28 protein-coding genes are annotated in these 21,755 nt (G+C 69.0%); 19 read left to right on the forward strand and 9 right to left on the reverse strand.

Annotation, left to right across the window (positions count from 1 at the left end; genetic code table 11):
- Positions 1-169: 169 nt before the first annotated feature.
- Together ACQ66R_RS21910 and ACQ66R_RS21915 are read left to right on the forward strand one after the other, a co-directional pair.
- Positions 170-367, forward strand: coding sequence for a hypothetical protein (locus tag ACQ66R_RS21910; RefSeq protein ID WP_430425540.1), 198 nt, complete (start codon positions 170-172; stop codon positions 365-367).
- A complete protein-coding gene (locus ACQ66R_RS21915; RefSeq protein WP_430425542.1) occupies positions 364-957 on the forward strand; it encodes a hypothetical protein in 594 nt (197 codons plus the stop codon). Before ACQ66R_RS21910 ends, ACQ66R_RS21915 begins: the two co-directional genes overlap by 4 nt.
- A 95-nt stretch (positions 958-1,052) precedes the next feature.
- Here ACQ66R_RS21915 and ACQ66R_RS21920 read toward each other — a convergent pair whose 3' ends face one another.
- The gene (locus ACQ66R_RS21920) at positions 1,053-2,150 is read right to left on the reverse strand and encodes an asparaginase (RefSeq protein WP_430425544.1); all 1,098 of its coding nucleotides are present in this window, start codon (positions 2,148-2,150) and stop codon (positions 1,053-1,055) included.
- Positions 2,151-2,221: 71 nt separating this feature from the next.
- Complete coding sequence (locus tag ACQ66R_RS21925) at positions 2,222-2,866, reverse strand: glutathione S-transferase family protein (RefSeq protein ID WP_430425546.1); 645 nt, start codon at positions 2,864-2,866, stop codon at positions 2,222-2,224.
- Between the two features lie 221 nt (positions 2,867-3,087).
- On the opposite strand from ACQ66R_RS21925, the gene ACQ66R_RS21930 reads away from it, so the two are divergent.
- The 3 genes from ACQ66R_RS21930 to ACQ66R_RS21940 all read left to right on the forward strand — a co-directional run bounded on the left by ACQ66R_RS21930 (position 3,088) and on the right by ACQ66R_RS21940 (position 6,055).
- The gene (locus ACQ66R_RS21930) at positions 3,088-3,510 is read left to right on the forward strand and encodes a GFA family protein (protein ID WP_430425547.1); all 423 of its coding nucleotides are present in this window, start codon (positions 3,088-3,090) and stop codon (positions 3,508-3,510) included.
- A 120-nt stretch (positions 3,511-3,630) separates the two neighbouring features.
- Complete coding sequence (locus ACQ66R_RS21935) at positions 3,631-4,818, forward strand: serine hydrolase domain-containing protein (RefSeq protein ID WP_430425549.1); 1,188 nt, start codon at positions 3,631-3,633, stop codon at positions 4,816-4,818.
- 85 nt (positions 4,819-4,903) lie between these two features.
- On the forward strand, positions 4,904-6,055 hold the full coding sequence (locus tag ACQ66R_RS21940; RefSeq protein ID WP_430425551.1) for an acyl-CoA dehydrogenase family protein: 1,152 nt from the start codon (positions 4,904-4,906) through the stop codon (positions 6,053-6,055).
- 22 nt (positions 6,056-6,077) lie between these two features.
- Here ACQ66R_RS21940 and ACQ66R_RS21945 read toward each other — a convergent pair whose 3' ends face one another.
- Positions 6,078-6,509, reverse strand: a complete 432-nt coding sequence (locus tag ACQ66R_RS21945; protein WP_430425553.1) for a response regulator — start codon at positions 6,507-6,509, stop codon at positions 6,078-6,080.
- Between the two features lie 146 nt (positions 6,510-6,655).
- Complete coding sequence (locus ACQ66R_RS21950) at positions 6,656-6,937, reverse strand: hypothetical protein (RefSeq protein ID WP_430425555.1); 282 nt, start codon at positions 6,935-6,937, stop codon at positions 6,656-6,658.
- A 45-nt stretch (positions 6,938-6,982) separates the two neighbouring features.
- On the opposite strand from ACQ66R_RS21950, the gene ACQ66R_RS21955 reads away from it, so the two are divergent.
- The 6 genes from ACQ66R_RS21955 (at position 6,983) to ACQ66R_RS21980 (ending at position 10,572) form a co-directional block, all read left to right on the forward strand.
- Positions 6,983-7,531, forward strand: a complete 549-nt coding sequence (locus tag ACQ66R_RS21955; protein WP_430425557.1) for a hypothetical protein — start codon at positions 6,983-6,985, stop codon at positions 7,529-7,531.
- Positions 7,521-8,975 carry a hypothetical protein gene (locus ACQ66R_RS21960; RefSeq protein WP_430425558.1) on the forward strand — a complete coding sequence of 485 codons (1,455 nt, stop codon included), beginning with the start codon at positions 7,521-7,523 and terminating at the stop codon, positions 8,973-8,975. Before ACQ66R_RS21955 ends, ACQ66R_RS21960 begins: the two co-directional genes overlap by 11 nt.
- Before the next feature lie 106 nt (positions 8,976-9,081).
- The gene (locus ACQ66R_RS21965) at positions 9,082-9,204 is read left to right on the forward strand and encodes a hypothetical protein (RefSeq protein ID WP_430425560.1); all 123 of its coding nucleotides are present in this window, start codon (positions 9,082-9,084) and stop codon (positions 9,202-9,204) included.
- 88 nt (positions 9,205-9,292) lie between these two features.
- On the forward strand, positions 9,293-9,550 hold the full coding sequence (locus ACQ66R_RS21970; protein ID WP_430425562.1) for a GlsB/YeaQ/YmgE family stress response membrane protein: 258 nt from the start codon (positions 9,293-9,295) through the stop codon (positions 9,548-9,550).
- Positions 9,551-9,647: 97 nt separating this feature from the next.
- Entirely contained in the window at positions 9,648-10,175 is a 528-nt protein-coding gene (locus ACQ66R_RS21975; protein ID WP_430425564.1) for a hypothetical protein, read from the forward strand.
- 7 nt (positions 10,176-10,182) lie between these two features.
- The gene (locus ACQ66R_RS21980; RefSeq protein ID WP_430425566.1) at positions 10,183-10,572 is read left to right on the forward strand and encodes a BlaI/MecI/CopY family transcriptional regulator; all 390 of its coding nucleotides are present in this window, start codon (positions 10,183-10,185) and stop codon (positions 10,570-10,572) included.
- Between the two features lie 318 nt (positions 10,573-10,890).
- Here the strand turns inward: ACQ66R_RS21980 and ACQ66R_RS21985 are convergent, their stop codons facing one another.
- A complete protein-coding gene (locus ACQ66R_RS21985; RefSeq protein WP_430425567.1) occupies positions 10,891-11,376 on the reverse strand; it encodes a hypothetical protein in 486 nt (161 codons plus the stop codon).
- Positions 11,377-11,472: 96 nt separating this feature from the next.
- On the opposite strand from ACQ66R_RS21985, the gene ACQ66R_RS21990 reads away from it, so the two are divergent.
- From ACQ66R_RS21990 to ACQ66R_RS22000, 3 genes are all read left to right on the forward strand, one after another.
- On the forward strand, positions 11,473-11,769 hold the full coding sequence (locus tag ACQ66R_RS21990) for a hypothetical protein (protein WP_430425569.1): 297 nt from the start codon (positions 11,473-11,475) through the stop codon (positions 11,767-11,769).
- Between the two features lie 41 nt (positions 11,770-11,810).
- Positions 11,811-12,290 (forward strand): hypothetical protein, encoded by a 480-nt coding sequence (locus tag ACQ66R_RS21995; RefSeq protein WP_430425571.1) that lies wholly within the window; start codon positions 11,811-11,813, stop codon positions 12,288-12,290.
- A 279-nt stretch (positions 12,291-12,569) separates the two neighbouring features.
- On the forward strand, positions 12,570-13,367 hold the full coding sequence (locus ACQ66R_RS22000) for a hypothetical protein (RefSeq protein ID WP_430425573.1): 798 nt from the start codon (positions 12,570-12,572) through the stop codon (positions 13,365-13,367).
- Here the strand turns inward: ACQ66R_RS22000 and ACQ66R_RS22005 are convergent.
- A complete protein-coding gene (locus ACQ66R_RS22005; protein ID WP_430425574.1) occupies positions 13,333-13,800 on the reverse strand; it encodes a hypothetical protein in 468 nt (155 codons plus the stop codon). The two genes, ACQ66R_RS22000 and ACQ66R_RS22005, sit on opposite strands and share 35 nt — an antisense overlap.
- A 226-nt stretch (positions 13,801-14,026) precedes the next feature.
- Between ACQ66R_RS22005 and ACQ66R_RS22010 the strand changes: the two genes are divergently transcribed.
- Complete coding sequence (locus tag ACQ66R_RS22010; protein ID WP_430425576.1) at positions 14,027-15,013, forward strand: hypothetical protein; 987 nt, start codon at positions 14,027-14,029, stop codon at positions 15,011-15,013.
- On the opposite strand, the gene ACQ66R_RS22015 is transcribed toward ACQ66R_RS22010, so the two are convergent.
- Complete coding sequence (locus ACQ66R_RS22015; protein WP_430425578.1) at positions 14,970-15,410, reverse strand: hypothetical protein; 441 nt, start codon at positions 15,408-15,410, stop codon at positions 14,970-14,972. The genes ACQ66R_RS22010 and ACQ66R_RS22015 overlap by 44 nt on opposite strands.
- A gap of 301 nt (positions 15,411-15,711) precedes the next feature.
- Between ACQ66R_RS22015 and ACQ66R_RS22020 the strand changes: the two genes are divergently transcribed.
- Entirely contained in the window at positions 15,712-17,613 is a 1,902-nt protein-coding gene (locus ACQ66R_RS22020; protein WP_430425580.1) for a portal protein, read from the forward strand.
- A 28-nt stretch (positions 17,614-17,641) separates the two neighbouring features.
- Here ACQ66R_RS22020 and ACQ66R_RS22025 read toward each other — a convergent pair whose 3' ends face one another.
- Entirely contained in the window at positions 17,642-18,238 is a 597-nt protein-coding gene (locus ACQ66R_RS22025) for a hypothetical protein (RefSeq protein WP_430425582.1), read from the reverse strand.
- A 220-nt stretch (positions 18,239-18,458) separates the two neighbouring features.
- Between ACQ66R_RS22025 and ACQ66R_RS22030 the strand changes: the two genes are divergently transcribed.
- Together ACQ66R_RS22030 and ACQ66R_RS22035 are read left to right on the forward strand one after the other, a co-directional pair.
- A complete protein-coding gene (locus ACQ66R_RS22030) occupies positions 18,459-19,280 on the forward strand; it encodes a hypothetical protein (RefSeq protein WP_430425583.1) in 822 nt (273 codons plus the stop codon).
- Between the two features lies 1 nt (position 19,281).
- Positions 19,282-19,917, forward strand: coding sequence for a hypothetical protein (locus tag ACQ66R_RS22035; RefSeq protein ID WP_430425585.1), 636 nt, complete (start codon positions 19,282-19,284; stop codon positions 19,915-19,917).
- A gap of 18 nt (positions 19,918-19,935) precedes the next feature.
- Here ACQ66R_RS22035 and ACQ66R_RS22040 read toward each other — a convergent pair whose 3' ends face one another.
- On the reverse strand, positions 19,936-20,154 hold the full coding sequence (locus ACQ66R_RS22040; protein ID WP_430425587.1) for a hypothetical protein: 219 nt from the start codon (positions 20,152-20,154) through the stop codon (positions 19,936-19,938).
- Between the two features lie 364 nt (positions 20,155-20,518).
- On the opposite strand from ACQ66R_RS22040, the gene ACQ66R_RS22045 reads away from it, so the two are divergent.
- Positions 20,519-21,727: a P22 phage major capsid protein family protein gene (locus ACQ66R_RS22045; RefSeq protein WP_430425589.1), complete on the forward strand. Its 1,209-nt coding sequence runs from the start codon at positions 20,519-20,521 to the stop codon at positions 21,725-21,727.
- Positions 21,728-21,755 lie beyond the last annotated feature (28 nt).

A 21,755-nucleotide genomic window follows, 5' to 3' on the forward strand; every position in this document is an offset into this window, starting at 1 on the left:
CTTCCCAGGGGCGAGCCTGCGCAGAACTGGGCGTCAGTTCCGGACGTGGGTTGGTTCTGGAGGCGTCGTTTCTGCGGCGGGACCCGGACGCCGTGCGCCCACGGTTCGCGCGGCATGCGCGGCATGTGAAGGCGGCCCTGGCGGCGGGCGGCTTCCCGGTGCTGAAGCGATGAGCGGGGCCCGGGACGCCGCGGCGGTGGTCGCGGGCGAGCTCAGCCGGCGCAAGCCGGGGGAGCGGGGGCGGTTCCTGCGCGAGCTGCTGGCCCACTCGGCCGCCGGCCTGGTGGTCATCGAAGGCGAGGCCGAGGCCTCGGAAGCGGTCTACCGGCTGGCCGACGCGGTGGTGGCGCGAGGGCTGGCGCGATGAGGGACCGCAAGGCGAAGGACCCCACGCTCAAGGCCCAGCGGGCGGCGCGCAACCGGCTGGTCCGGCTGGAGCAACAGGCCAGGGCGCGGGCCGAATCGGCGGCGGTGGCCGACGGCGTCGCCGAGACGGTCGCGCTGTCGCGCGCCCGGGGCGCGGCGGTGGTCGGGCCCGAGCCCGGCCGCCGGGCGCCACGCGACACGCCCTACAGGCGGCTGAACGGCCTGGACTGGCTGGCGGCCAAGGGGCGCATCAGCGAGGAGGCCAAGGCGGCGGGCGAGCGCTATGGCTGGGTCTACCGGCGCGTGAAGCTGGAGAAGTCCATCCCCTCGACCCTGGATGTGCGGGTGCGCGGGCCCTTCGTGCCGCCGGCGCTGGAGGATGTGCTGGCCCACGGCGAGGCGACCGACGCGGCGCGCCGGCGGCTGGCCGAGTTCCGCCGCCGGTTGTCGGGGCATCCCGACCTGGTGGCGGCCTGCGACGCGATCTGCGGCGAGGAACAGACGCCGCGTGAGGCGGCGGGCGGCGAGCGCGATGCGGGCCGGCTGGAGGCGGTGCTGAAGGTGGCCCTGGATCTGCTGGCGATGCATTGATGTTCGCATTTTGTTCTTGACATTCGCGCGCGAATTTGAGAGAGTTCTGTCAGAGTTGATCAGTGCGTCCGGCGCAGTCTCGGCCCGCCAGGGCGTCAGGGGCCAGCGACGCCGTAGCGGTCGAAGAGGGCCTGGAGGTCCTGGCGGCCGCGGGGCGTCTGCAGGGCCAGCATCAGGAGGATGCGGGCTTTGGCCGGCGTGAGTTCGCGGCCTGCGATCGTGCCCAGGGCGTCGTCGCTCAGGTCGCCAACGGCGGCCGGGTTGTACCAGATGTCGCCGACCCCTTGCCGGGCGGTGCGGACGACGGGGATGCCGGCGGCGGTGAGCTCCTTGACCGCCTGGCGCGCGCCGACCGAGAGGGATCCGGCGCCGACGCCGGCGATCACCAGGGCCCGGGCGCCGGACGCGGCGGCGCGGATGTCTTCCGCCCGAACGCCGGCATAGGCGTAGGCGATCGCGACGCGGGGCAGGGGGGCGCCTGAGACCGGGAGGGCCGCGTCGTGGGCGGTGGCGCCGGCGAAGAAGCGCGGGCGTTCGGTGAGCACGTCGCCGATCGGGCCCCGGCTGGGGGCCGCGAAGGCGTTCACCCGCCGCACGTCGAACTTGGTGACCGAGCGTGGGTCGAAGATTGTGTCGTTCATGACCACCATCGCGCCGCGGTTACGCGCCGCGTCGGCGGTGGCGACGCGCACGGCGTCGAGCAGGTTCTGGGGGCCGTCGGCCGACACCGCGGTTCCTGGCCGCATCGACCCGACCACGACGACGGGTTTCGTCGAGGGCGTCGTCAGGCTGAGGAAGTAGGCGGTCTCCTCCAGGGTGTCGGTGCCATGGGTGATGACGACGCCAGAGACCTGCGGATCGGCGATCGCGACCTGGATGCGGTCCAGGAGCTTTCGCCAGATGGCCTCGTCGACGTCGTAGCTGCCGACGTTGGCGATCTGTTCGGCGGTGACGTTGGCGACGTCGCCCAGCCCTGGGACGGCGCGCAGGATGTCGCCGATGGGCACCACGCCGGCCCGGTAGCTGGCGCCCGGCCCCTGGCCCGCGCCGGCGATCGTGCCGCCGGTCGCGAGCAGCCGGACGGCCTTGGTTGGCGGGACGGAAGGCGCCGGAACCGGCGGCGTCTGGGCCTGGACGCCGGCGGCGGCCGCGAGCAGGCAGACTGCAGCCAGTGCGGCGATAGGTTTCGGCATTCGCGCCCCCTTGAACCCGTCACGCGGCTGTAGGGGATCGCGCCGGGAATGTCTCGCGTGGCTCGGGCCCGTCAGCCGCCCGCCAGTCCGGCGACCCAGGCTTTGGTGGCCTCGCAGGCATCCATGGCGCGCCGGTAGCCATCGCGGTCTGTGGTGCGGGCGACGTAGGCCTGTTCAAGGTCGGTCAGGACGGCGTTGCCGGTGCGCTGGGCCAGTTGCAGCGCGTAGGTGACGGAGATGTCGGCCGCGGTGAAGGCCTCGCCCGCCACGTAGGGCGAGCGGGCGAGCTGGCGGGCCACGAGGCGGCGGCGACTCTCGAAGGTCGACTGCGCCTTGCGGGCGGTCCAGTTGTCGCGCTCGGCCTCGGGGGCGAGCATGTTGGTGACGATCACGAAGAAGGTGGAGGCGGCGAGGCCCGCTTCGCCCAGGTGCAGGAACTGCTGGTAGGCGGGGAAGGCGGGGTCGTGCGGGACGGGCGCGAGCGGCGTGGGGCCGTAGCGGGCCATCAGGTATTCCATGATCGCGATGGACTCGACCATGGTCGCATCGCCGTCCCGGATCGCGGGAATGAAGCCGGACGGGTTGATGGCCAGGAACTCGGGATCGTTCTCCACCCCGGCGAGCATGTCGACCGGGCGGAGGCGATAGGGCAGGCCCATCTCCTCCAGCAGCCAGACCACACGGAAGCCGCGGCCTTCGCCGAAGACGGTGATCATGGGGGCGGCTCCTGCATGTATGGGCGGGGGAGATTGCCTGACTGATGCGAAAGTGCAACCGGTCGGGTGTTGCTTGTGCGGGAATGGTTGGGATGGCCGCGAGCACAGGGCGATTGGGTCGAGGGTGCTGCTGCGACGGGCCTTCGTCGGTGCGCGTCAGTAAGAGGTGGACATCGAACGTCAGCTCAGGCGCTGATACAGCCGGAAGCGGAGGTCCGACGATGCAGCGCACCGCGACATGTCTGTGCGGCCAGGCCAGCGTCACGGTCACCGGCGAACCGGTGCTGGTGACGGCGTGCAACTGCACCTGCTGCCAGCGACGGTCTGGCAGCGTGTTTTCGGTCGCGTCCCGATGGACCGTGGAGCAGATCGCCTCCCGTCGCGGCGAACTCTCAGTTTTCGAGAGGGTGGGGTCTTCCGGCGGCCGGGTCAGAACGTCCTTCTGTCCGACCTGCGGATCGACCATCGTCACCCATCTGGCCGCGATGCCAGAGGTCGTCGGGATCCCGGTCGGAGCGTTTGCCGATCCGAGATTTCCGCCGCCGCAGGTCGTCGTCTGGTGTGACGAGCAGGCGGAATGGATGGCGTTTCCCGAGGGGATGGTGCGTCTGTCAGACCAAAGCCAGCCGGTTACGCGGGCCTAAGGGAGTGACGATCAGGGCGCAACCGTGCCAGCCGGAAGCGACCTCGGCAAGCCAACTTAACTTGCGTTGAAGGGCCCTTCATCCGGCGCGATCTGGCCGCTCGCGACGGGAGGGATTTCGATGGGCGCCGACGCCGCAGATCCGGAGCAGGCCGCTCCCAACATCATGAAGACGACGCCTGAGAACCAGGCGGCGACGTTTCGCAACCAGGATCAGATCTGGCCGCACCGGGTGATCCAGCGGGACGGCGCGGTGCGGCCGCTGCCGCCGCACGCGCGGCCGCTCGCAAAGCCGGCCTATGCGGTCGGGGCGGCGATGGTGGCCCTCGACGACTTCATGGCGCGGCGGCGCACCGCCGGGTTCCTGATCCTGAAGAACGGCGAGATCGCGCTGGAACGCTACGGCATGGGCAGCGGCCCGGAGAGCCGATGGGCGAGCTTTTCGACGGCGAAGTCGATGACGGCGACGCTGGTCGGCGCGGCTCTGCGCGACGGCGCGATCGGCAGCCTGGACGAAACGTGCGACCGCTTTCTGCCGCAACTGCGCGGGTCGGCCTACGAGGGCGTGACGGTGCGCAATATCCTGCGGATGGCTTCGGGCGTGGCCTGGGACGAGGGGCCCAGTTCTGACGGGCCTGACCTGGCGCACCTGGGCCGGGCGATGGCCAGCCGGCGGCCGGGGGCCATCCTGGACCTGCTGCGCACCTTGCCGCGGGCTGCGCCGCAGGGCGCGGTGTTCAACTACGCGACCGGGGACAGCGTGCTGCTGGGGGCCGTTGTCCGGGCCGCCATAGGCCGCCCGCTGGCCGACTATTTCGCGGAGACGGTCTGGGGGCCGGCGGGCATGGAGGCGGACGGGCTTTGGCAGCTGGACTCCGACGAGGGCCTGGAGTTGGGCGGGTTCGGTGTCAGCGCCTGCCTGCGCGACATCGGGCGCTTCGGCCTGCTGGTGCTCGAGGATGGCTTGGCGTGGAACGGCCGACGCGTCCTGCCGACCGGCTGGCGTGATCTTGCCAGGCAGCCCGATTGTGCGGCGACGGCGTTCGGTCGGCTGATGGCCGGCAGTCCGGCGGGGTACGGCTACCACTGGTGGGCGCTGCCGGGGGCGCCCTTTGCGGAGGGCCTCCACGCGGGCGCGTTCCTGGCGCTGGGGGCGTTCGGCCAGCGAATCTACATCAACCCGACCGAGCAGGTGGTGGTCGTGATTCAGAGTGCGTGGCGCCAGCCGAGCGACCCGGCCGCCGAGGCCGAGACCGTCGCGCTGTTGCGGACCCTGGTGCGCGCGCTGCGGACGGGTGCGGCGTCGTAGGGGAAGCCCTTTGAGACGCTGTTCGGCTTTGGCCGGAGGGGCGCTAAGGTCGCGGCCTGACAACCTTCGCTACGGATCCTGGCCGATGACCGACGACCTCCTGACCCGGGCCCGGGCCTTCGCCGTGGAGATCGCGCCGCGCAGCGCCGAGATCGAGGCGGCGGGGCGGATCCCGGCGGATGTCTCGAAGGCGATGGGGGAGGCGGGGTTCTACCGCCTGTATGTGCGGGCGCCGTTCGGGGGTCACGAGGTTTCGCCGCGGCTGGGCGCCGAGATCGTCGAGGCGATCGCCACGGGGGACTCGGCCTGCGCCTGGGTGACGTTCATCGCCATCACGACGAGCCTGGCGTTCGGCCGGCTGTCGGACGAGGCGGTGGCCGCGATCATGAGCCGTCCCGACGCGCTGGCCACCGGCGTCTTCGCCGCGAACGGCCGGGCCGAGCGGGCGCCGGGCGGTTTCCGGGTGACGGGCCGGTGGGACTGGGGCTCGGGCTCGCCCAACGCCGACTGGATCGGGGGCGGCTGTGCGATCTACGAGGATGGTCAGCCGGTGGCCAATTCGGCGGGGACGCCGCGCAACCACATGCTGTTCTTCCGGCGGGACCAGGTGACCTCGCTGGACACCTGGGACGCCTTCGGCCTGAAGGGCACGGGGAGCACGGCGTTCGAGGTGCGGGACGTCTTCGTCGAGGAGCGATTCGCCGCGGGCGTGCAGGTGAAGACGCCGCCGGACATTCCGCTCTATCGCTTCCCGCCGTTCTCGCCGCTGGCGCAGGGGATCGGCGCGGTGGCCCTGGGCATCGGTCGCGCGGCGATCGACGAGGCGGTCCGGGTGGTGAAGGAGAAGCGCCGTGGCGGTTCGTCTGCGCCGCTGGCCGAGCGGCCGCACACGCAGCTGGAGGTGGCGCGCGCCGAGGCCAGGCTGAGGTCGGCGCGGGCGTTCTTCTACGAGACCATCGACGCCGGCTGGAGGGCGGCGCAGGGGCCGGGAACGGTGGACGTGTCGCACAGCCGCGACATGCGGCTGGCCGTGGCGTATGCGGTGACCGAGGCGCGGGCGGTGGTGGACGCCATGTACACGCTGGCGGGCGGGACCTCGGTCTATGCGGCCTCTTCGCTGCAGCGCCGGCTGCGGGACATCCACGTGGCGACCCAGCACTTCATGGTCTCGCCCAACGTGATGGAGACGGCAGGGCGGCTGTATCTGGACCTGCCCACGAACACCGCGGGGTTCTGACCCGGTCGGGCCACGGGCGTCGTCAATAGCGCACGGACTTGGCGTCCGGAGCGTTGCCCCTCGGCCGGGGTCGATCGATATCCCGGGGGACAAGGGCGACCAGCGCGGTGGCGAGTTGCGCCGCTGTGAACGGCTTGGCGAGCGCGGGCACGTCGTCGAAGGCCGCGGGAATAGCGTCGCGGCCAGCGCCGGTGGCGAAGAGGAATGGCACTTCGCGGGCCATAAGCATGTGGGCGACGCGGAACGCCTTTTCGTCGCCGAGATTGACGTCGACGACCGCGAGGTCGAGTTCGTGGAATTCCGCGGAGGCCAGGGCGCGCGCAAGGCCCGGTGCGACATCGACGATGATGCAGCCCAGGTCGGCCAGCATTTCGGTCATCGCCAGGGCGAACAGGCCGTCGTCCTCAACGATGAGGGCCCTGCAGCCCCAGAGCGGGCGCGCGGCGGTGGACATCAGAACGCTCGTCTCAGGCGCCGCTCAGACGGCGGCGGTTACTGCGCGAAGTTCCGGCCACGTCACGCCAGCCCTCAATGTGCCACGGTCCAAGGGGGTTCCGAAACCCGTTTCGGTTGCGGTCACAGTCGCAAAGCGCGACTTTTTCAGTCCGCCCGACCGCCGTAGCGCCGGGCGCGGCGGCGCCGTTCCCGGGCGCCGGCGCTGAGTCGCCAGCCCAGGATCACGCGGCCACGCCAGGGGATCACGACCTGCGCGCCCGTGTGGTGCTCGCCGCCGGGCAGGCAGGCGCCGACACGGATGGGCGCGTCGAGGTCTTCGAGGATTTCAGGCTGGAACGTCTCGCTGACCGACATGGCCAGGGCCCGGATCCGGGCGATATCGCGGTCGCTGAGATAGCGGCGTGGCGCAGGCCGGCGGGGTGTCATGTTCGAACAAAAACAGAACATACTGTGCCATTCAAGGAGAATGCGATGCCCACAGGCTCGTCGAAGGGGCCGAAGCCCCGCGCGCCGCAGAAGCCGCCGCCCAAGAAGCCGCTGAACGCGGACGGCAGCGTGACCCACGCCCGGTATGGCGTCGAACTGGGTCGCCGGCTGTGCGACCGGATCGCCAACGGCGAGGCGTGGCGCTCGTTCTGCAACACCGACGGCATGCCGTCGTACGCGACGCTCTACAGCTGGCGCGACAAGCATCCCGAGTTCGCCCAAAGGCTGGCGCGGGCGCGCGACATCGCCGCCGACAACCGGGCCGAGAAGGCGCTGGAGGTGGCCGAGCGGGCGACCTCGGCGACGGCTACGGCCGACCGTCTGCATGTGAACACGCTGCTCTGGCACGCCTCGCACGGGGCGCCGCACCGCTATGGGGCGAGGGCGGGGGCGGCGGCTGCGGCTACGGCAAAGGCCGAACCGCGGCGCGTGATCATCGAGGTTCGCAGGTTCGTGCCGTTCGAGCGCCCCGACGGGAAGCTGGTGACGCGCGAGATTCTGCCGGACGGGAGCACGATCGACTATGACCGCTGATCTGGACGACACCGGCCCCGAGGCCGACGACGCCTTCGAAACGGCGGGCGCGGCCCCGGCGGCCGAGGCGGTCGCGGGGACGGCGGAGGCGCCGCCCGACATCTGCCGGCTGCCGCTGACATGGGTGCCACGCGGGTATCAGTCGAAGGTCTGGGAGGCGCTGCTGGCGGGGCGGCTGCGGGCCGACGTGGCGGCGCACCGGCGCTGGGGCAAGGACGAGGTGGCGCTGCATTGGGCTGCGGCGGCGGCATCAAGCAAGCCCGGCGTCTACTGGCACCTGCTGCCCGAGGCCGCGCAGGGACGCAAGGCGATCTGGACCGCCGTGAACCCGCACACCGGGCTGAAGCGGATCGACGAAGCCTTTCCGCCGCAGTTCCGGACGCGGACGCTGGAGGACGAAATGCGGATCGAGCTGAGCAACGGCTCGGTCTGGCAGGTGCTGGGTTCGGACAACTACAACAGCCTGATGGGCGCGCCGCCGCGGGGCGTGGTGTTCTCTGAGTGGTCGCTGGCCGATCCGCAGGCGTGGGCGCACATCCGGCCGATCCTGGTGGAGAACGGCGGCTGGGCGTTGTTTCTCTGGACGCCGCGCGGGCGCAACCATGCGACGCGGGCGTTCGACAGCCGGAACCTGGAACCCGACGAGTGGCTGTGCATCCGCGCCTCGGCCCGCGACACCGACGTGTTCACGCCCGAGCAGTTGGAGCGCGAGCGGCGCGAGCTGGTCGCCGAGCTGGGGTCGGAGGAGGAGGGGCATGCGCGGTTCGCGTCGGAGTACCTGGTGGACTTTGATGCGGCGGCGCCCGGCGCCTACTACGCCAGCGCGCTGGGCCAGGCGGACGTGGCGGGGCGGATCGGGCGCGTGCCGGTGGACCCGGCGCTGAGGGTCGACACGGCGTGGGATCTGGGCATCGACGACTACACGGCCATCTGGTTCTTCCAGCAGGTGGGGCGCGAGGTTCGGGTGGTCGACTACTTCGAGACCAACGGCCAGGGTCTGGATCAGATCGTGCGGCAGGCTATCGCGGCCAAGCCCTACGCCTGGGGCAGCCACCACCTGCCGCACGACGTGATGGTGCGCGAGCTGGCCACCGGGCGGTCGCGGTACGAGACCCTGGGGTCGCTGGGGCTGTCGCGGATCGTGGTGGGGGCGGCGGCCGATCCGGAGGAGCGCGTGAACGCCGCGCGCCTGATGATCCCGATGTGCTGGTTCGACGCCGAGCGGTGCGCGCAGGGGCTGGAGCGCCTGCGCGCCTACCGCAAGCGCTGGAGCCGGGCGACGATGACCTATGGCGGCCCGCTGCACGACCACGCGAGCCATGGGGCGGACGCCTTCGGGGAGTTCGCGCTGAACCGCCTGGGCGCGGGCCGCGCGGCGGTCGGCGACGGGGCGCCGCGGTCCGTGAGGCGGTCCTACAGCGGCGGCCTGTCGTGGATGGGATAGAGCCCTGCGTCGGGATGGCGCGTGACGTTAACGGCCTGGGTTGAAGACGCGTTAGGCATGGCCGGCGCACAAGGGGGTGTCGGGGGCGCTCGCAGGGTTAAGGCGAATGCCGAATTTCATTCACGAACTCTTGTCGCTGGTCGAGGCGCGACCACTGACGAGCGTGGGCGTGGCGATCGCGACGGTGCTCTATATGCGTCTGATGCTGTCGGGACCCCGCTCGTACTGACCCCCATCCCTCTCATCACGATCTTCCGATGCAACCTACAGCCCCGCTCAGTGTTGGGGGAGGGCTCTCGATGCAGGAGGAGATTTCCATGAGCGGTGTTGGAATAATTGGCGCGATCATCATCGGCATTCTGGCCGGGTTCATCGCGGAAAAGGTGATGCGGCGGAACCACGGCCTGCTCACGAACCTGATCGTCGGCGTGGTCGGCGCGTTCCTGGGCAGCTTCCTTGCGACGACGCTGGGCATCGGCGTGGGTTCGGGCCTGATCCCGAGCCTGCTCGTGGCCACGGTGGGTGCGATCCTGCTGCTGTTCATCGTCGGGTTCTTCCGTCGCCGGTCGGCCTGATCCCCGCAGGTTGCCAGGCGCCGTAGCAAGGCGGTTGACTCTGAAAATTACAGGTGTAGCAATTTGCGTGCTACAACTGTAAAAAGGAGATCGCCCGATGCGGCGTCTGAACCTGAAGACCTTGATCCTGGGCGGCGCCGTTGCGTTGGCGACGGGCGCCGCCCAGGCGCAGGAAGCGGCGAAATGTGGCGGCTGTGCGGAGGATGGGCTGACCCTTGTTCCGCCCGCGGAGCGACTGACCGTTGGCGGGGTGTTCGCCGACGCCGCCCTGGAGATGCAGGTGCTGCTCGCGCTGTTGATCCTCGCGGCTTTAGCGTCTCTGGCGATCTGGGCGCTGAACCTGCCGAAAGTTGGCAAGGGCGACGCCCGCGCGCTGGCCGGCGCGTTGGGCCGGCTGCGGATCGTGCGGTCGGGCGGCGCGCCGCTGGGCGCGTTGGGGGCGAGCTACGTGCTGTTCGCCGGCTTCGTGGGTCTTGCGAACGTGCGCCCGACGCCCAGCATCGGGGTGCTTGCGCCAGGCTGGGCCGAGGCGGCGCTGGCGCTCATGCTGGGCCTGCTGGCCACCACGGTGGGGGTGCTGTGCGAACGCCACCTCGAAGCGCGGATCCGGCGAGCGGCGGCTTAAGGGCGCCATGGCCATGCGCATCACCGAAGCGGAAATGCGGGTGATGGAGACGGTCTGGGCGGCGGGGTCCGAGGGACTTTCCGCCGCCGACCTGCTGGGCGCCGTGCTGCCGCAGACAGGGTGGAGCGAGAGCACGTGTCGCACGCTGGTCCACCGGCTGATGCTGAAGGGCGCTTTGGCCTCGACCCGGGCGCCGGGCGGCGGGGCGTCGTATGCGGCGCAGCTGACGCGTGACGCCTGGCTGACGGCCGAGAGCCAGGGTGTGGTCGACCGGCTGTTCGGCGGCCAGGTGGCGGCGATGGTGGCCCACGTCACCCATGAGCGACGACCGTCGCCCGACGACCTGGCGCGGCTGCGGCGGCTGGTGGCCGAGCTGGACGCCGGCGAGGACGAGTAGCGGCGCCGACCGCGCGGCGATGCCGATCTGAATGTCCGGAGGCGGATGCAGCGGGGCGGCCCAGGGGGGCGGCTCGGGACTGATCGGTGCGGACGCGTGGGCCTGAGGGGCGGGCGGTCCGATCCAGTGACATTTGACGCGGCGCTTCGGGGCCGCCTTCACCCGCCGGGCCTGGCCTTTCGCGGGCCTTAGCGCATGGGGCGAAGCCATTGTCTGACGACGACATTCTCGAGGGATTCATGGCTGTCGTGGCGGCCGCGTCGGAGTTGCGAACCCGCTGGCGCGACAGGGATGGGTCCGATGACCCAAGATGGCCCCCTACACTGGCGCCGGCGCTTTCAGGTCTCCGCGCAAGACCTGGCAGACCTTCGCCGAGGTTGGGCGGATGTGGGACGTCAGGTCTGGCAGTCCGGCACACGCGCGGGACGCGATATCAAGGCCCGAACGGAGCTTGAGCTTGAAGCGCTTGGACGCGCTCATGAACGGCAGGTCGAGCAAGCCCAACGAGCCGGCGATCGAGTGAAGGAAGCTGTGGGCGAAGGACTGCGAAGGGGTGAGCGCGCTGTCCGGCAATTCACAGCGGTTGCAGGTTCCGCCGTCACGTCGGCCGCTCGAGCGCAGACGCGTATGGCGCAGGTCCAGGAAGCCCAGCGGGTACGCGCGGCCGAGACTGGTGCTCGCCTTGTCACTATGCCGCCCGCACCGTTCCTGCGGCAAGGCGCCGTGGGCGATCCAGGGCCCGGTCGTCTCTACGAGGAGTTTCGCAGGGGCGACGGGCCGCAACGCCGCGTACTCGGGCCGCAATCCGCATTCTCAAGAGAATTTGCGATGGCGCCGAGTGTGCAAGAGCACGTTCAGGACACGCTTGGGCTCTGGAAACAGAGAAACGGAGGCGTGGACATGTTCGTCAACCCAAGGCGGGCGGATTTCGGCGTGAGCGAGTTCATTGAAGACGCTGTCGCGGGCAACCAGGCGTCGCATGTGATCGGCACCTTTGCCCTGGCGGGCCAGAGGCGAGGCGACGAGATCGACTGGTGGGCCGAGAACGACATGGATCGTACCTCCTTCTATGCTGGCCGGATCGCGCGCAAGGTCGGGCTCCCTGTCGTCCCGAAGCGGTCGCGCCCGGGCCCTCAGGGATCGACCGAGCAGACCATCCTGTTTCGTACCGATCTGCGAGGTCGCCCGCTCCGTTGATGCCCATTGCGCCGCGGATTAGTTCATGGTGTGTTCTGCGCATGACTGCAGGCCAACCGGACGAACTGGCGCTTCTGTTCAGCCGTGTTCGACGTTTCCTGGCCTGTTGGTTGGTGCTGCTTGCCGCCTTGGGTCTCGCGCCTTTGGTATTGGCGCTCTTGCTGGAACTCGCGGCCTTGATCGCGTTGGGCGGCGGCTGGGACGGCGGTGAACTTTACGCCCACCCTTTGGCGCTATCAGTATTCTGGTCCTACGGCGCAGTGATGGCTGGGCTGCTTCTGGGCGTCCCCGCAGTGCTGCTTCGCCAGCGCCTTATCCGACCGGATCCGCCTTTCCTGCGGCTTGGATATCTCGGCGCGGCGGCCACCCTCTTCATCGTCGAGACTGCGATCCATGGCTTGGAGCCTGACGGGTACGTGACCTCGGTCTACGTGCAGGTCGTCGCGCTGGCCGCGACGCTGATCTATGTCGCGCTGGCGCGAAGGTTCAGCCTGTTCGACGGTGATGACCACACGTCGTGATGTTCGCGCTTTGTTCTTGACATTTGCGCGCGAATTTGAGAGAGTTCTGTCAGAGTTGATTACTGCGTCCGGAGGCGGATGCGGCAGGGCGGCCCAAGGGGTGGCGGCCCGGGACTGATCGGTGCGGACGCATCGGCCTCAAGGGCGGGCGGTCTGGTTCAGTGACATTGGATGCGGCGTACGCAGCCGCCTTCACCCGCCGGGCCTGGCCCGCGCGGGCTTCTTCTTGACGCTTCGCCGGCAGGTCGAGCTTGCCGAGCTCCGCGATGATCTGAGTCCTTGGAGGACGGGATAGCGACATTTCTCGACGACGACTTGTCGACGGACGAATGGCAGAAGCGTCGAGGTCTGCAGGTCGGGAGCGGCGACCCCAATGGCGGCATCGATCCCGCCGCGCCGACTTGGGTGCTCGACGACGGGATGCCGACGGCGGAGTGGCAGCGTGTTCGTGCGCAACAGGCGGTAGGTGCGAAGCCGGTCGCTGGGCCTGCGACGTATTCGAAGCGGGACGCCGCCCGGGATCTGGGCGCGGGGACGCTCCTCGACCAGATCGGGATCGGAGAGCAGAAGGGTCGTACGCCGAGCTATGACGTGACCTACGGCTTCGGGGCCTTTGTGCCAGAAGGCTCCAAGAAGCTCACGGACATGACGTTTCGCGAGGTCGCGGCGCTTCAGAAGGAGATGCAGCGCCGTCAAGCCGGGGCCGATATGCGAAGCTCCGCCGTCGGCAAGTACCAGTTCCTCCAAGGCGAGGCCGAGCGGCTGAGGGTCAAACTGGGACTGAAAGAAACCGATCGCTTCACAGCCGGCGTCCAGGACATGATGGCGCGCGAGATCCTCGCCGAGAAGGGATATGGCGACTTCCTAACGGGGAAGATCGACGGGCCGACGTTCCAAGCGCGCATCGCGCCGAAGTGGTCGTCCATCCCGGAGCCCAGTACCGGGAAGTCTAGGCACCATCAGCCGCTCAGAATGACGACCCAAGACATGCAGAGGGTCTTGACGAAGAGCCGGCTGGAAGCCCAGGAGCGCATAACGACGTTCAACGCCGATCCTTACGCGCGCCGCTGGCGATGACGGCGTCATAGGGGATGTCGTCGAGCGTGGCCTTCTCGATCCCGTTGATGCGGATGCCGCGAAAGTCGGCGGGAAAGACCGCCGTGTCGGCTTCGCCAGACGTATGGACGATCAGCAGCTGCCCGTCGGACCGCCGACGGAACAGAAACATGCAGTGCTGCATCCAGCCCCCCACGCCGCACGCCACGATCTCCTTGTAGGTCTGGCAGAACAGCGTGTCGTAGGGGCAGGGCGCCAGGTGGCCGGGCCGCGGTCCGACGGGGACGGGATCGACGCCCGAGAGGATGAGGCGTCCGCGGGCTTCGGGGTATGGCGTGTTCTTGGGAATCGCCGGTAGCGGCTCCGCGACAGATGCGCGATGTGACGCAGGCTCCGCCGCGCCGGGGTTTGCGGCGCAGAGTGAAATCACCAGGGCAAGGGCCGTGAGCCGCATGTAACGGATCATCCGTGTGATGCGGCCGCAGAATAGCGAACCTCGCGCGTCGGCGCCACTGCCAATGTTCGTGATTCGTTCTTGATATCTGCGGGCGAATTTGAGAGAGCTCTGTCAGAGTTGATCCGTGCGTCCGGAGGTGGATGCGACGAAGCGGCCCAGGTGAGGGCGGCCCGGGACTGATCAGTGCGGACGCGCCGGCCTGAATGGCGGGCGGTCTGGTTCAGTGACATTCGATGCGGCGCTTCTGGGCCGTCTTCACCCGCCGGGCCTGGCTCGCGCGGGCTTTTTCTTGCTTCACCGGCAGATCGACTTTGCCGAGCTCCGCGATGATCTGACACCCTGGGAGGACTGGATGGCGACATTTCTCGACGACGACTTGGCGCCGGATGAATGGCAGAAGCGTCGGAGTCTGCAGGTCGGGAACGGCGATCCCAACGGCGGCATCGATCCCGCTGCACCGGTCTGGGTGCTGAATGATGGGATGCCGTCGGCCGAGTGGCAGCGTGTTCGTGCGCTTCAGCAAGGCGCTCCGGCGGCGACAGGGCCGGGACCCCGTCCACCGATGGTCGGCTCCGAGCCGTCGGGCGCCGTGAAGGCTCAAGTCCCGGGTACGAAACAGGGAATCTACACGAAGCGCGACGCCGCATTGGACCTGGGTGCGAGGTTCATCCTTGACCGGATCGCTGTTGGCGAGGCGCCCGACCAGCCGGTCAGTTACGACACCACGTATGGTTACGGGGCTTTCGTGCCGCCTGGATCCAAGCCTGTGACGCAGATGTCTTTCGCTGAACTCGCGGAACTGCAGGAAGAAATGCTGCGGCGGCAATCCGGCGCGAGCGGAAGGAAGAGCCGGCCCGTCGGCAAATATCAGTTCCAGCCCGAGACCGTCGAGCGCATGCGCAAGGCGCTGAGGCTCAAGTCGACGGACATCTTCACGCCTGGCGTACAGGACATGATGGCGCGCGAACTGCTCCAGCAGCGCGGTTACGGCGACTACTTGTCCGGCAAAATCGACGCGACAACTCTGCAGGAGAATCTCTCGGCCGAGTGGGCATCTGTCCCACAGATCAGCACCGGCAAGTCGCGGTACAACCAGCGCATCGGCACAACCACCGAGCAGATGCAGGCCGAACTGGCGAAAGCAAAAGCCGAGGCTCAGAGGCGGATCACCGAGACTGGGGCCGACCCTTACGCGCATCGTTGGCGATGACGACGTCCCGCAGATCATTCGAGGTCGCGGGAGACAGCAAGATGTAGCCGACCGTCGAGAAGTCCGGCGGTGTCTTGTAGTCAAGGGGTTCGCCGCCTGTGGTAACCAGGAACAGCCGTCCATCGGATCGCCGCTTGAAGAGCATCAAGCAGAAGAGCGCGCCGCCTCCGGTGCAGCTCACGATCTCCGGGAAGGTTCGGCACATCAGGTCCTCCGGCCAGCAGTTTACGTGGGCGCCGGGCCGGGTTCGAACGATCTGGGGCGTGTACCCCATCCGGATCAGCTGCGCACGCACGGTGGGGTAGGGTGTCTCCTCCCTGAATCGCGGCAGTCGCTCGGCCGCAAGCGGCGCCGTTGCGAAGGCAAGGGCGGATACCGCCACCAGGAATGCGCGCATGGGCCCTCGCTCGGATCATCTGCAGCATAGCGCGCAGGCGTTGGTGTCGCCAGCGAGTAGTTGCCAATTTGTTCTTGACGTTTGCGCGCGAATTTGAGAGAGTTCTGTCAGAGTTGATCAGTGCGTCCGGAGGCGGATGCGGCGGGGCGGCCCATGTGGCGATGACCCGGGATTGATCGGTGCGGACGCGTCGCCCTGAGGGGCGGCGGTCTGGTTCAGTGACATTCGATGCGGCGCTTCGGGGCCGCCTTCACCCGCCGGGCCTGGCCCGCTGCGGGCCTTAACGCATGGGGCCAAGCCATTGTCTGATGAAGATATTCTGGAGGAGGCCCGTGAGGCCTTTCAGCTGGCGGCGGACGCCGAGGCTGAGAACCGGCGCGAGGCCCTGGACGACCTGCGGTTCGCCCGGCTGGGCGAGCAGTGGCCCGAGCGGGTGCGGCGCGAGCGGGATCTGGAAGGGCGGCCGTGCCTGACGATCAACCGGCTGCCGGCCTTCATCCGCCAGGTCGTGAATGACGCGCGGCAGAACAAGCCGGCCATCGCGGTCCATCCGGTCGACAGCGCCGGCGACCCGGAGACGGCGGAGGTGTTCAACGGGCTGATCCGGCACATCGAGCAGTGCTCGGACGCCGAGGTGGCCTATGACACGGCGCTGGATTTCGCGGTGACGTGCGGGCTGGGCTATTTCCGGATCAACACCCGCTGGGCGCCCAACGACACCTTCAACCAGGACCTGGCGGTGGAGCGGGTGGCCAACCCGTTCTCGATCTATGGCGACCCGGACTCGACGGCTGCCGACAGCAGCGACTGGAACACGGCCTTCGTGGTGGACAGCCTACCGCGCGCCGCCTTCGAGGCGCGCTGGAAAGGCGCAGACGCGGTGGATTGGGCGGGCGATCGCGACGGCGGCGCCGTTTCGGCCGGCCGTGAAGCCGCAGACCGCGTCGCGGTCGCGGAGTTCTGGCGCCGCGAGCGGGTGACGCGGACGATCCTGGCGCTGTCGGACGGACAGGTGGTGGAGGAGGAAGCCTACGCCGCGCAGAAGGCGATGTTCGACGCCCTGGGCGTGACGGTGGTGGGCCGGCCCCGGGAGGTGGGCAGCCACCGGGTGACGCAGCGCATCCTGTCCGGCGCGCAGGTGCTGGAGACGGTGGACTGGGCCGGGCGGTTCATCCCGATCGTGCCGGTCTATGGCGAGGAGCTGATGATCGACGGGCGGCGTCGGCTGCGCAGCCTGGTGCGTGACGCCAAGGACCCCCAGCGGATGTTCAACTACTGGCGGACCACATCGACCGAGCTGGTGGCGCTGGCGCCCAAGGCGCCGTTCATCGGGCGCAAAGGCGCGTTCGAGACCGACGCGGAGAAGTGGGCGACGGCCAACGTCCAGAGCCACGCCTACATCGAGTACGACGGGCCCGAGCCGCCGATGCGGCAGGGGTTCGCCGGCGTACCGGCCGGGGCGCTGCAGGAGGCGATGAACGCCTCGGACGATATGAAATCGATCATGGGTCTGTACGACGCCAGCCTGGGCGCGCGATCCAACGAGACCTCGGGCCGGGCGATCATGGCCCGTCAGCGCGAGGGCGACACCTCGACCTTCCACTACATCGACAACCTGACGCGGGCGATCCGGCACGCCGGGCGCATCCTGCTGGACCTTATCCCCAAGGTGTACGGGACGGCGCGGGTGGTGCGGGTGCTGGGGCCGGACGGGACGGCGCAGAGCGTGGGGGTGGGGCAGGGCGTAGGAGGTGGGCAGGGCGGCCAGACCGGCGCGGGGCCGCTGAAGGCCGTCGCGCGGATCTACGACCTGAGCGCCGGGACTTACGATCTGACGGTGCGATCCGGGCCCAGTTTCACCAGCCGGCGGGAAGAGGCGGCGACCCAGATGGTCGAGCTGATCCGGGCCTATCCGGCGGCGGCGCCGCTGCTGGGCGACCTGCTCGCGCGGAACCTGGACTGGCCGGGCGCCGACGAGATCGCCCAGCGGTTGGGCGCGCTGTTGCCGCCGCAGCTGAAGGGCGCTTCGCCCGAGGCGCAGCAGGCGCAGGCGCAGATGGCGCGACTGGGCCAGGCGCTGGCGGCGGCGAAGGCCGAGATCGCCGCGCTGAAGCAGGACCGGGCGCATGAGGCGCGCAAGCTGGAGATCGAGGCGTTCGAGGCCGAGACGAACCGGATGCGGGCGATGCAGGCGCGGTCCTGACGGCGAAGCGGCCGCTCGCGAGGGGTGGCTAGTATTTGTAAGGCGTCCAGGGGCGCTGCGCCGAGAGCAGGACCATGACCGCAGCCAGGGCGGTCGCGCCGCTCAGCAGGACCAGGATCGGCGTGACGATGCGGGCTCCGATGCGGATGTCGGCCAGCAGGAAGAGCAGGAGGCCGGCCGCGACCACGGCATACGACAGTCCGCCGGCGACCAGGATCGCGGTGCGCCGACGCGGCGGCAGTCGCGCCGGCCACTGAAGCGCAGCCGCCGCCATCGCGCCGGCGCCCCAAAGGTACATCAGGGGAAAGCCGATCAGCGCCCCGGCGAGCGTGATCGGAGCGCTCGTGAGCGGGACCGCCACGACCCAGGGCAGGAGGCCCAGCCCCAGCACCGCGGCGGCGCGCGCCGTATCGCCCGTCGGTCGGCTCATCCGCACCCGCAGCACGATCCAGGGGGTCCAGATGACGACGGCGAGCAACCAGACCATGAGCCCAAACCCGATCGTTCCCGGGTCGCTGTCGAGCACACCGCCGAAGTCGCCGAACCAGGGCAGCAGCAGGACGCCGTCCAGCCGATTGTCCACGCGGGTGCGCGTCTGCTCCCAGGGCGGCTCATTGTTCGTCATTCGTTCACACTAGCTGCGCCGCTGCGAAGCTCAACCGCAATCCATGGAGGACAGATGGAACGACAAATTCAGACGCGAACTGACTGGGGACGTCGAAACGCGGACGCTTCGCGTTCGGCGGAACAGATCATCTCGCCCATCGCGCCGCCGCTGGTCAGGCCGCTGCTTCGATAACGCCCAGGCTTCAACGCCGCTCGACGGCGCAATCCCAAGGATACACATGCACAAGCACGACCCCATGATCGAGGGCGAGGATTTCGCGCGCCCGGACGACGCCACGCTCGAGGGCGAACTGATCGAGACCGACGGGCTCGAGGCTGAGCCGGAGATGTTCGAGCTGGACCTCGACGGCGAGGTCCACACGCTGCCGGCCTCGCTGAAGGGCGCGTTCCTTCGGCAGGCGGACTACACCCGCAAGACCCAGGAACTGGCCGAACATCGGCGCGGCCTGGACAGAGAGCGCGAGGCGTTCGGCCGAGAGGCGGCCGAAATGCGCGGCGCTCATCGCGATCAGCTACGCCTGATGGCCCTGGATGAGCAGCTGCTCGAGTTCGAACAGGTGGATTGGGAGGCCTTCGTCGAGGAAGACCCCAGCGCCGCCCACGGGCTGTGGGCGCGATATCAGGAGCTGGGCGACGCCCGGGATCGGCTGGCCTACGCCGTAAGCCACGCGAAGGAGCGTGAAGCCCTGAAAGCGGCGCGCGAAGCCGCCGACGCCATGGCCGCCACGGGCGCGAAGCTGCGCGAGGAGATCGAGGGCTGGTCGCCGGAGGTGGCGGCGAAGCTGGTGGACTACGCCCAGGCGTTCGGCGTCACGCTCGAGGAACTGGCGGAGATGGCCGACCCGAGGCTCTGGAAGCTGCTGCACAAGGCGTGGCGCGCGGATCAGGCCGGCGAGGCGGGCGCCAAGACTGAGGCGGTCGGTATTCGGCCGGCCATCACGCTGGCCGGCGGCGGCGCGGGCGGAGGCGGGGTGCGTGACGAACTGGGCACCCGGGAGTGGATGCGCCGACGCAACGCGCAGATGACGGGAGGCCGCTGACATGGCGAGGATCCTTTCCGACGTTCCGCCGCCTAGGTCGACCGGCGCGCTGACTACCGGTTCACCCCTCAGTCTTGAGACCTGGGCGGCGCTGCAGGCCGCGCCGCGCAAGACCGTTCCGCAAGGCACGATGGTAACCGTCCGCAGCTACAACATTCCCAGGAAGAACGGCGCGCCGCGCATGCCCAGAATCGTGGAGGACGCCTATCCCGAGCACATGTACGTGGAACTGGATGACGGTCACGAGCAGCTCATCGCCCGAGGCGGACCGAAAACCTCCGCCGGCGCCGCGCTGAGCGACGAGTGGACCGTTTCGGGCGGCGTGGGACCGGCGCGAGACAGCCGGGACTACGGGAAGGGCGAACGCGTAGTCCAGCGTGGATTTCTGCCCGATGTCGGCGCGCAGCGGGCCGCCGAAGTTGCTCGGCGGTTGGCGGCCGATCTCGCACGCGACCCTCGCCGCTATGGCGCGAACGCCAATTCCAACAGCTACGCGGCCGACGTGACCGAAGCTCTGACCGGCCAACGCCCGGGAGACGGGCGCACCTGGGGCTCCGGCCAACGCCTGAAGTCGGCCCATCGGGTCAGGTCTGAGCCGCTCGATATCTCGCCGGCGATGCGAGGCTCGCCCTACTGACGCGATGCAGAAGCCCTCTCAACGCGCCTTGTCATCGGGCGACCAGCTCGCCCGGAACAGCAGGACGAGAAGACCCGCGGGATCGGCGCCTATCGCCACCGCAAGCCACACCAAGCCGGCCAGCAGGACTGCCCCACAGAAGAGCGGCCCCCAGTCTGAGCCGTCTGCGACAAGCGTGATGACGAGGCCGGCCAGGGCGGCGACCGAGACGATCAAGGGAATACGGTAGCGCGTCATATCTTGTTCGCAATTTGTTCCGGAACGCTAGCCTCTGAAGCGCCGCTTGCGCAAGGGGGCGCCGCCACCTTGTGTTGTTCGTCGTCGCTTCGCTCGTGATCCGGGACGGCCGCCACGCTGCTTGTGCGCGCAGACCACTCCTGGCCGAACGGCGAGCGTTCCCGCGACGCCACCTCGCCAGCCGCCAAGTAAGACCTTCTTCGACCCGAGTTCGACCGCCTCCTCTCGCCCAATCGCGGGCGAGAACACCAGGCCTCGACTGCACACCTGCCCCGCCGCGCCGAACTTCGGCGGCGATCGAGCACGCGCGCATGCGCCTCGGACGCCGGTTCGCGGCCAGAACCCAACAATCCAAGGACATCACATGCCCAATACGATCCTGACCGCCACCGCCGTGACGCGGGAGGCGCTTCGCGTGCTGCACCAGAAGCTGAACTTCGTCGGCACCATCACCCGCGACTATGACGATCGCTTCGCCCAGCAAGGCGCGAAGGTGGGCGACACGCTCAAGATCCGCCTGCCCAACCAGTACAAGGTGCGCACCGGCGCCACGCTGGGCGTCGGGGCCGATGTCGACACCGTGGAATCGAGCGTCGACCTGAAGGTCCAGACGCAGAAGGGTGTCGACCTGAACTTCACCTCGATGGATCTGACCCTGGGCCTCGACGACTTCTCGGAGCGCATCCTGGAGCCTGCCATGAGCGTGCTGGCCGCCAACATCGAGGCGGACGCCATGAGCATGTACAAGGACGTCTACAACCAGGTGAACAACCACGGCGTGGCGGCTTCGTTCACGAAGGTGCTCGAGGGCCGCAAGATCCTCGTGGACAACCTGGCGCCGCTGAACGCGCGGACCTGCAACCTCAACACCCAGGACAACGTCGATCTGGTGGACGGCCTGAAGGGCCTGTTCAACGACAAGGCCACGATTTCGAAGCAGAATCGCGAAGGCTTCATGGGCCGCACCGCCGGCTTCGACTTCGTCGAGAACACGCTGTGGCCGCGGCACGTTCGCGGCGGCGCCAACGGGGCCTACACGACGAGCACGCTGATCGCCGCGATCCCGCTCTCGTCCACCCCGCTGTCGCAGATCACGGTGGCCACTGGCTCGGGCGCCTTCGCGGTGGGGGACGTGTTCGAGATCGCCAACGTCATGCGGGTGCACCCTGAGACCAAGCAGAGCACGTCGGTGACGCAGCAGTTCGTGGTGACCGAGGCGCTGGCCGGCCCGGGCGTGCTGAAGTTCGCCCCCGCCATCGTGACGGATGGGGCGTCGAAGAACGTGACCGTCGCGGTCACGTCCGCCACCGCGGCGGTGACGGTGGCCGGCACGGGCACGAACTCGCACGGCGTCAGCCTGGCCTACCAGAAGGGGGCGTTCGCCTTCGCCACGGCCGACATGGTGATGCCGCGCGGCGTCGACTTCGCCAGCCGTGAGGTGTTCGACGGGGTGTCGATGCGGATCGTGCGCCAGTACGACATCAACAACGACCGCTTCCCGTGCCGCCTGGACGTTCTCTACGGCTACAAGACGATCCGGCCCCAGCTGGCCTGCCGCCTGGCCAACAAGTAGCCGCCGGCGTCTCCCCCTCAGACCTGTT

The sequence above is a fragment of the Phenylobacterium sp. genome (assembly GCF_965284355.1).
In the GTDB taxonomy this organism is placed as follows: Bacteria; Pseudomonadota; Alphaproteobacteria; order Caulobacterales; family Caulobacteraceae; genus Phenylobacterium.

Coding starts and splice junctions, on each gene's coding strand:
- ACQ66R_RS21910 (WP_430425540.1), top strand. CDS start 170: ATGAGCGGGGCCCGGGACGCCGCGGCGGTGGTCGCGGGCGAGCTCAGC.
- ACQ66R_RS21915 (WP_430425542.1), top strand. CDS start 364: ATGAGGGACCGCAAGGCGAAGGACCCCACGCTCAAGGCCCAGCGGGCG.
- ACQ66R_RS21920 (WP_430425544.1), bottom strand. CDS start 2,150: ATGCCGAAACCTATCGCCGCACTGGCTGCAGTCTGCCTGCTCGCGGCC.
- ACQ66R_RS21925 (WP_430425546.1), bottom strand. CDS start 2,866: ATGATCACCGTCTTCGGCGAAGGCCGCGGCTTCCGTGTGGTCTGGCTG.
- ACQ66R_RS21930 (WP_430425547.1), top strand. CDS start 3,088: ATGCAGCGCACCGCGACATGTCTGTGCGGCCAGGCCAGCGTCACGGTC.
- ACQ66R_RS21935 (WP_430425549.1), top strand. CDS start 3,631: ATGGGCGCCGACGCCGCAGATCCGGAGCAGGCCGCTCCCAACATCATG.
- ACQ66R_RS21940 (WP_430425551.1), top strand. CDS start 4,904: ATGACCGACGACCTCCTGACCCGGGCCCGGGCCTTCGCCGTGGAGATC.
- ACQ66R_RS21945 (WP_430425553.1), bottom strand. CDS start 6,509: ATGTCCACCGCCGCGCGCCCGCTCTGGGGCTGCAGGGCCCTCATCGTT.
- ACQ66R_RS21950 (WP_430425555.1), bottom strand. CDS start 6,937: ATGACACCCCGCCGGCCTGCGCCACGCCGCTATCTCAGCGACCGCGAT.
- ACQ66R_RS21955 (WP_430425557.1), top strand. CDS start 6,983: ATGCCCACAGGCTCGTCGAAGGGGCCGAAGCCCCGCGCGCCGCAGAAG.
- ACQ66R_RS21960 (WP_430425558.1), top strand. CDS start 7,521: ATGACCGCTGATCTGGACGACACCGGCCCCGAGGCCGACGACGCCTTC.
- ACQ66R_RS21965 (WP_430425560.1), top strand. CDS start 9,082: ATGCCGAATTTCATTCACGAACTCTTGTCGCTGGTCGAGGCGCGACCA.
- ACQ66R_RS21970 (WP_430425562.1), top strand. CDS start 9,293: ATGAGCGGTGTTGGAATAATTGGCGCGATCATCATCGGCATTCTGGCC.
- ACQ66R_RS21975 (WP_430425564.1), top strand. CDS start 9,648: ATGCGGCGTCTGAACCTGAAGACCTTGATCCTGGGCGGCGCCGTTGCG.
- ACQ66R_RS21980 (WP_430425566.1), top strand. CDS start 10,183: ATGGCCATGCGCATCACCGAAGCGGAAATGCGGGTGATGGAGACGGTC.
- ACQ66R_RS21990 (WP_430425569.1), top strand. CDS start 11,473: ATGTTCGTCAACCCAAGGCGGGCGGATTTCGGCGTGAGCGAGTTCATT.
- ACQ66R_RS21995 (WP_430425571.1), top strand. CDS start 11,811: ATGACTGCAGGCCAACCGGACGAACTGGCGCTTCTGTTCAGCCGTGTT.
- ACQ66R_RS22005 (WP_430425574.1), bottom strand. CDS start 13,800: ATGCGGCTCACGGCCCTTGCCCTGGTGATTTCACTCTGCGCCGCAAAC.
- ACQ66R_RS22015 (WP_430425578.1), bottom strand. CDS start 15,410: ATGCGCGCATTCCTGGTGGCGGTATCCGCCCTTGCCTTCGCAACGGCG.
- ACQ66R_RS22025 (WP_430425582.1), bottom strand. CDS start 18,238: ATGACGAACAATGAGCCGCCCTGGGAGCAGACGCGCACCCGCGTGGAC.
- ACQ66R_RS22030 (WP_430425583.1), top strand. CDS start 18,459: ATGCACAAGCACGACCCCATGATCGAGGGCGAGGATTTCGCGCGCCCG.
- ACQ66R_RS22035 (WP_430425585.1), top strand. CDS start 19,282: ATGGCGAGGATCCTTTCCGACGTTCCGCCGCCTAGGTCGACCGGCGCG.
- ACQ66R_RS22040 (WP_430425587.1), bottom strand. CDS start 20,154: ATGACGCGCTACCGTATTCCCTTGATCGTCTCGGTCGCCGCCCTGGCC.
- ACQ66R_RS22045 (WP_430425589.1), top strand. CDS start 20,519: ATGCCCAATACGATCCTGACCGCCACCGCCGTGACGCGGGAGGCGCTT.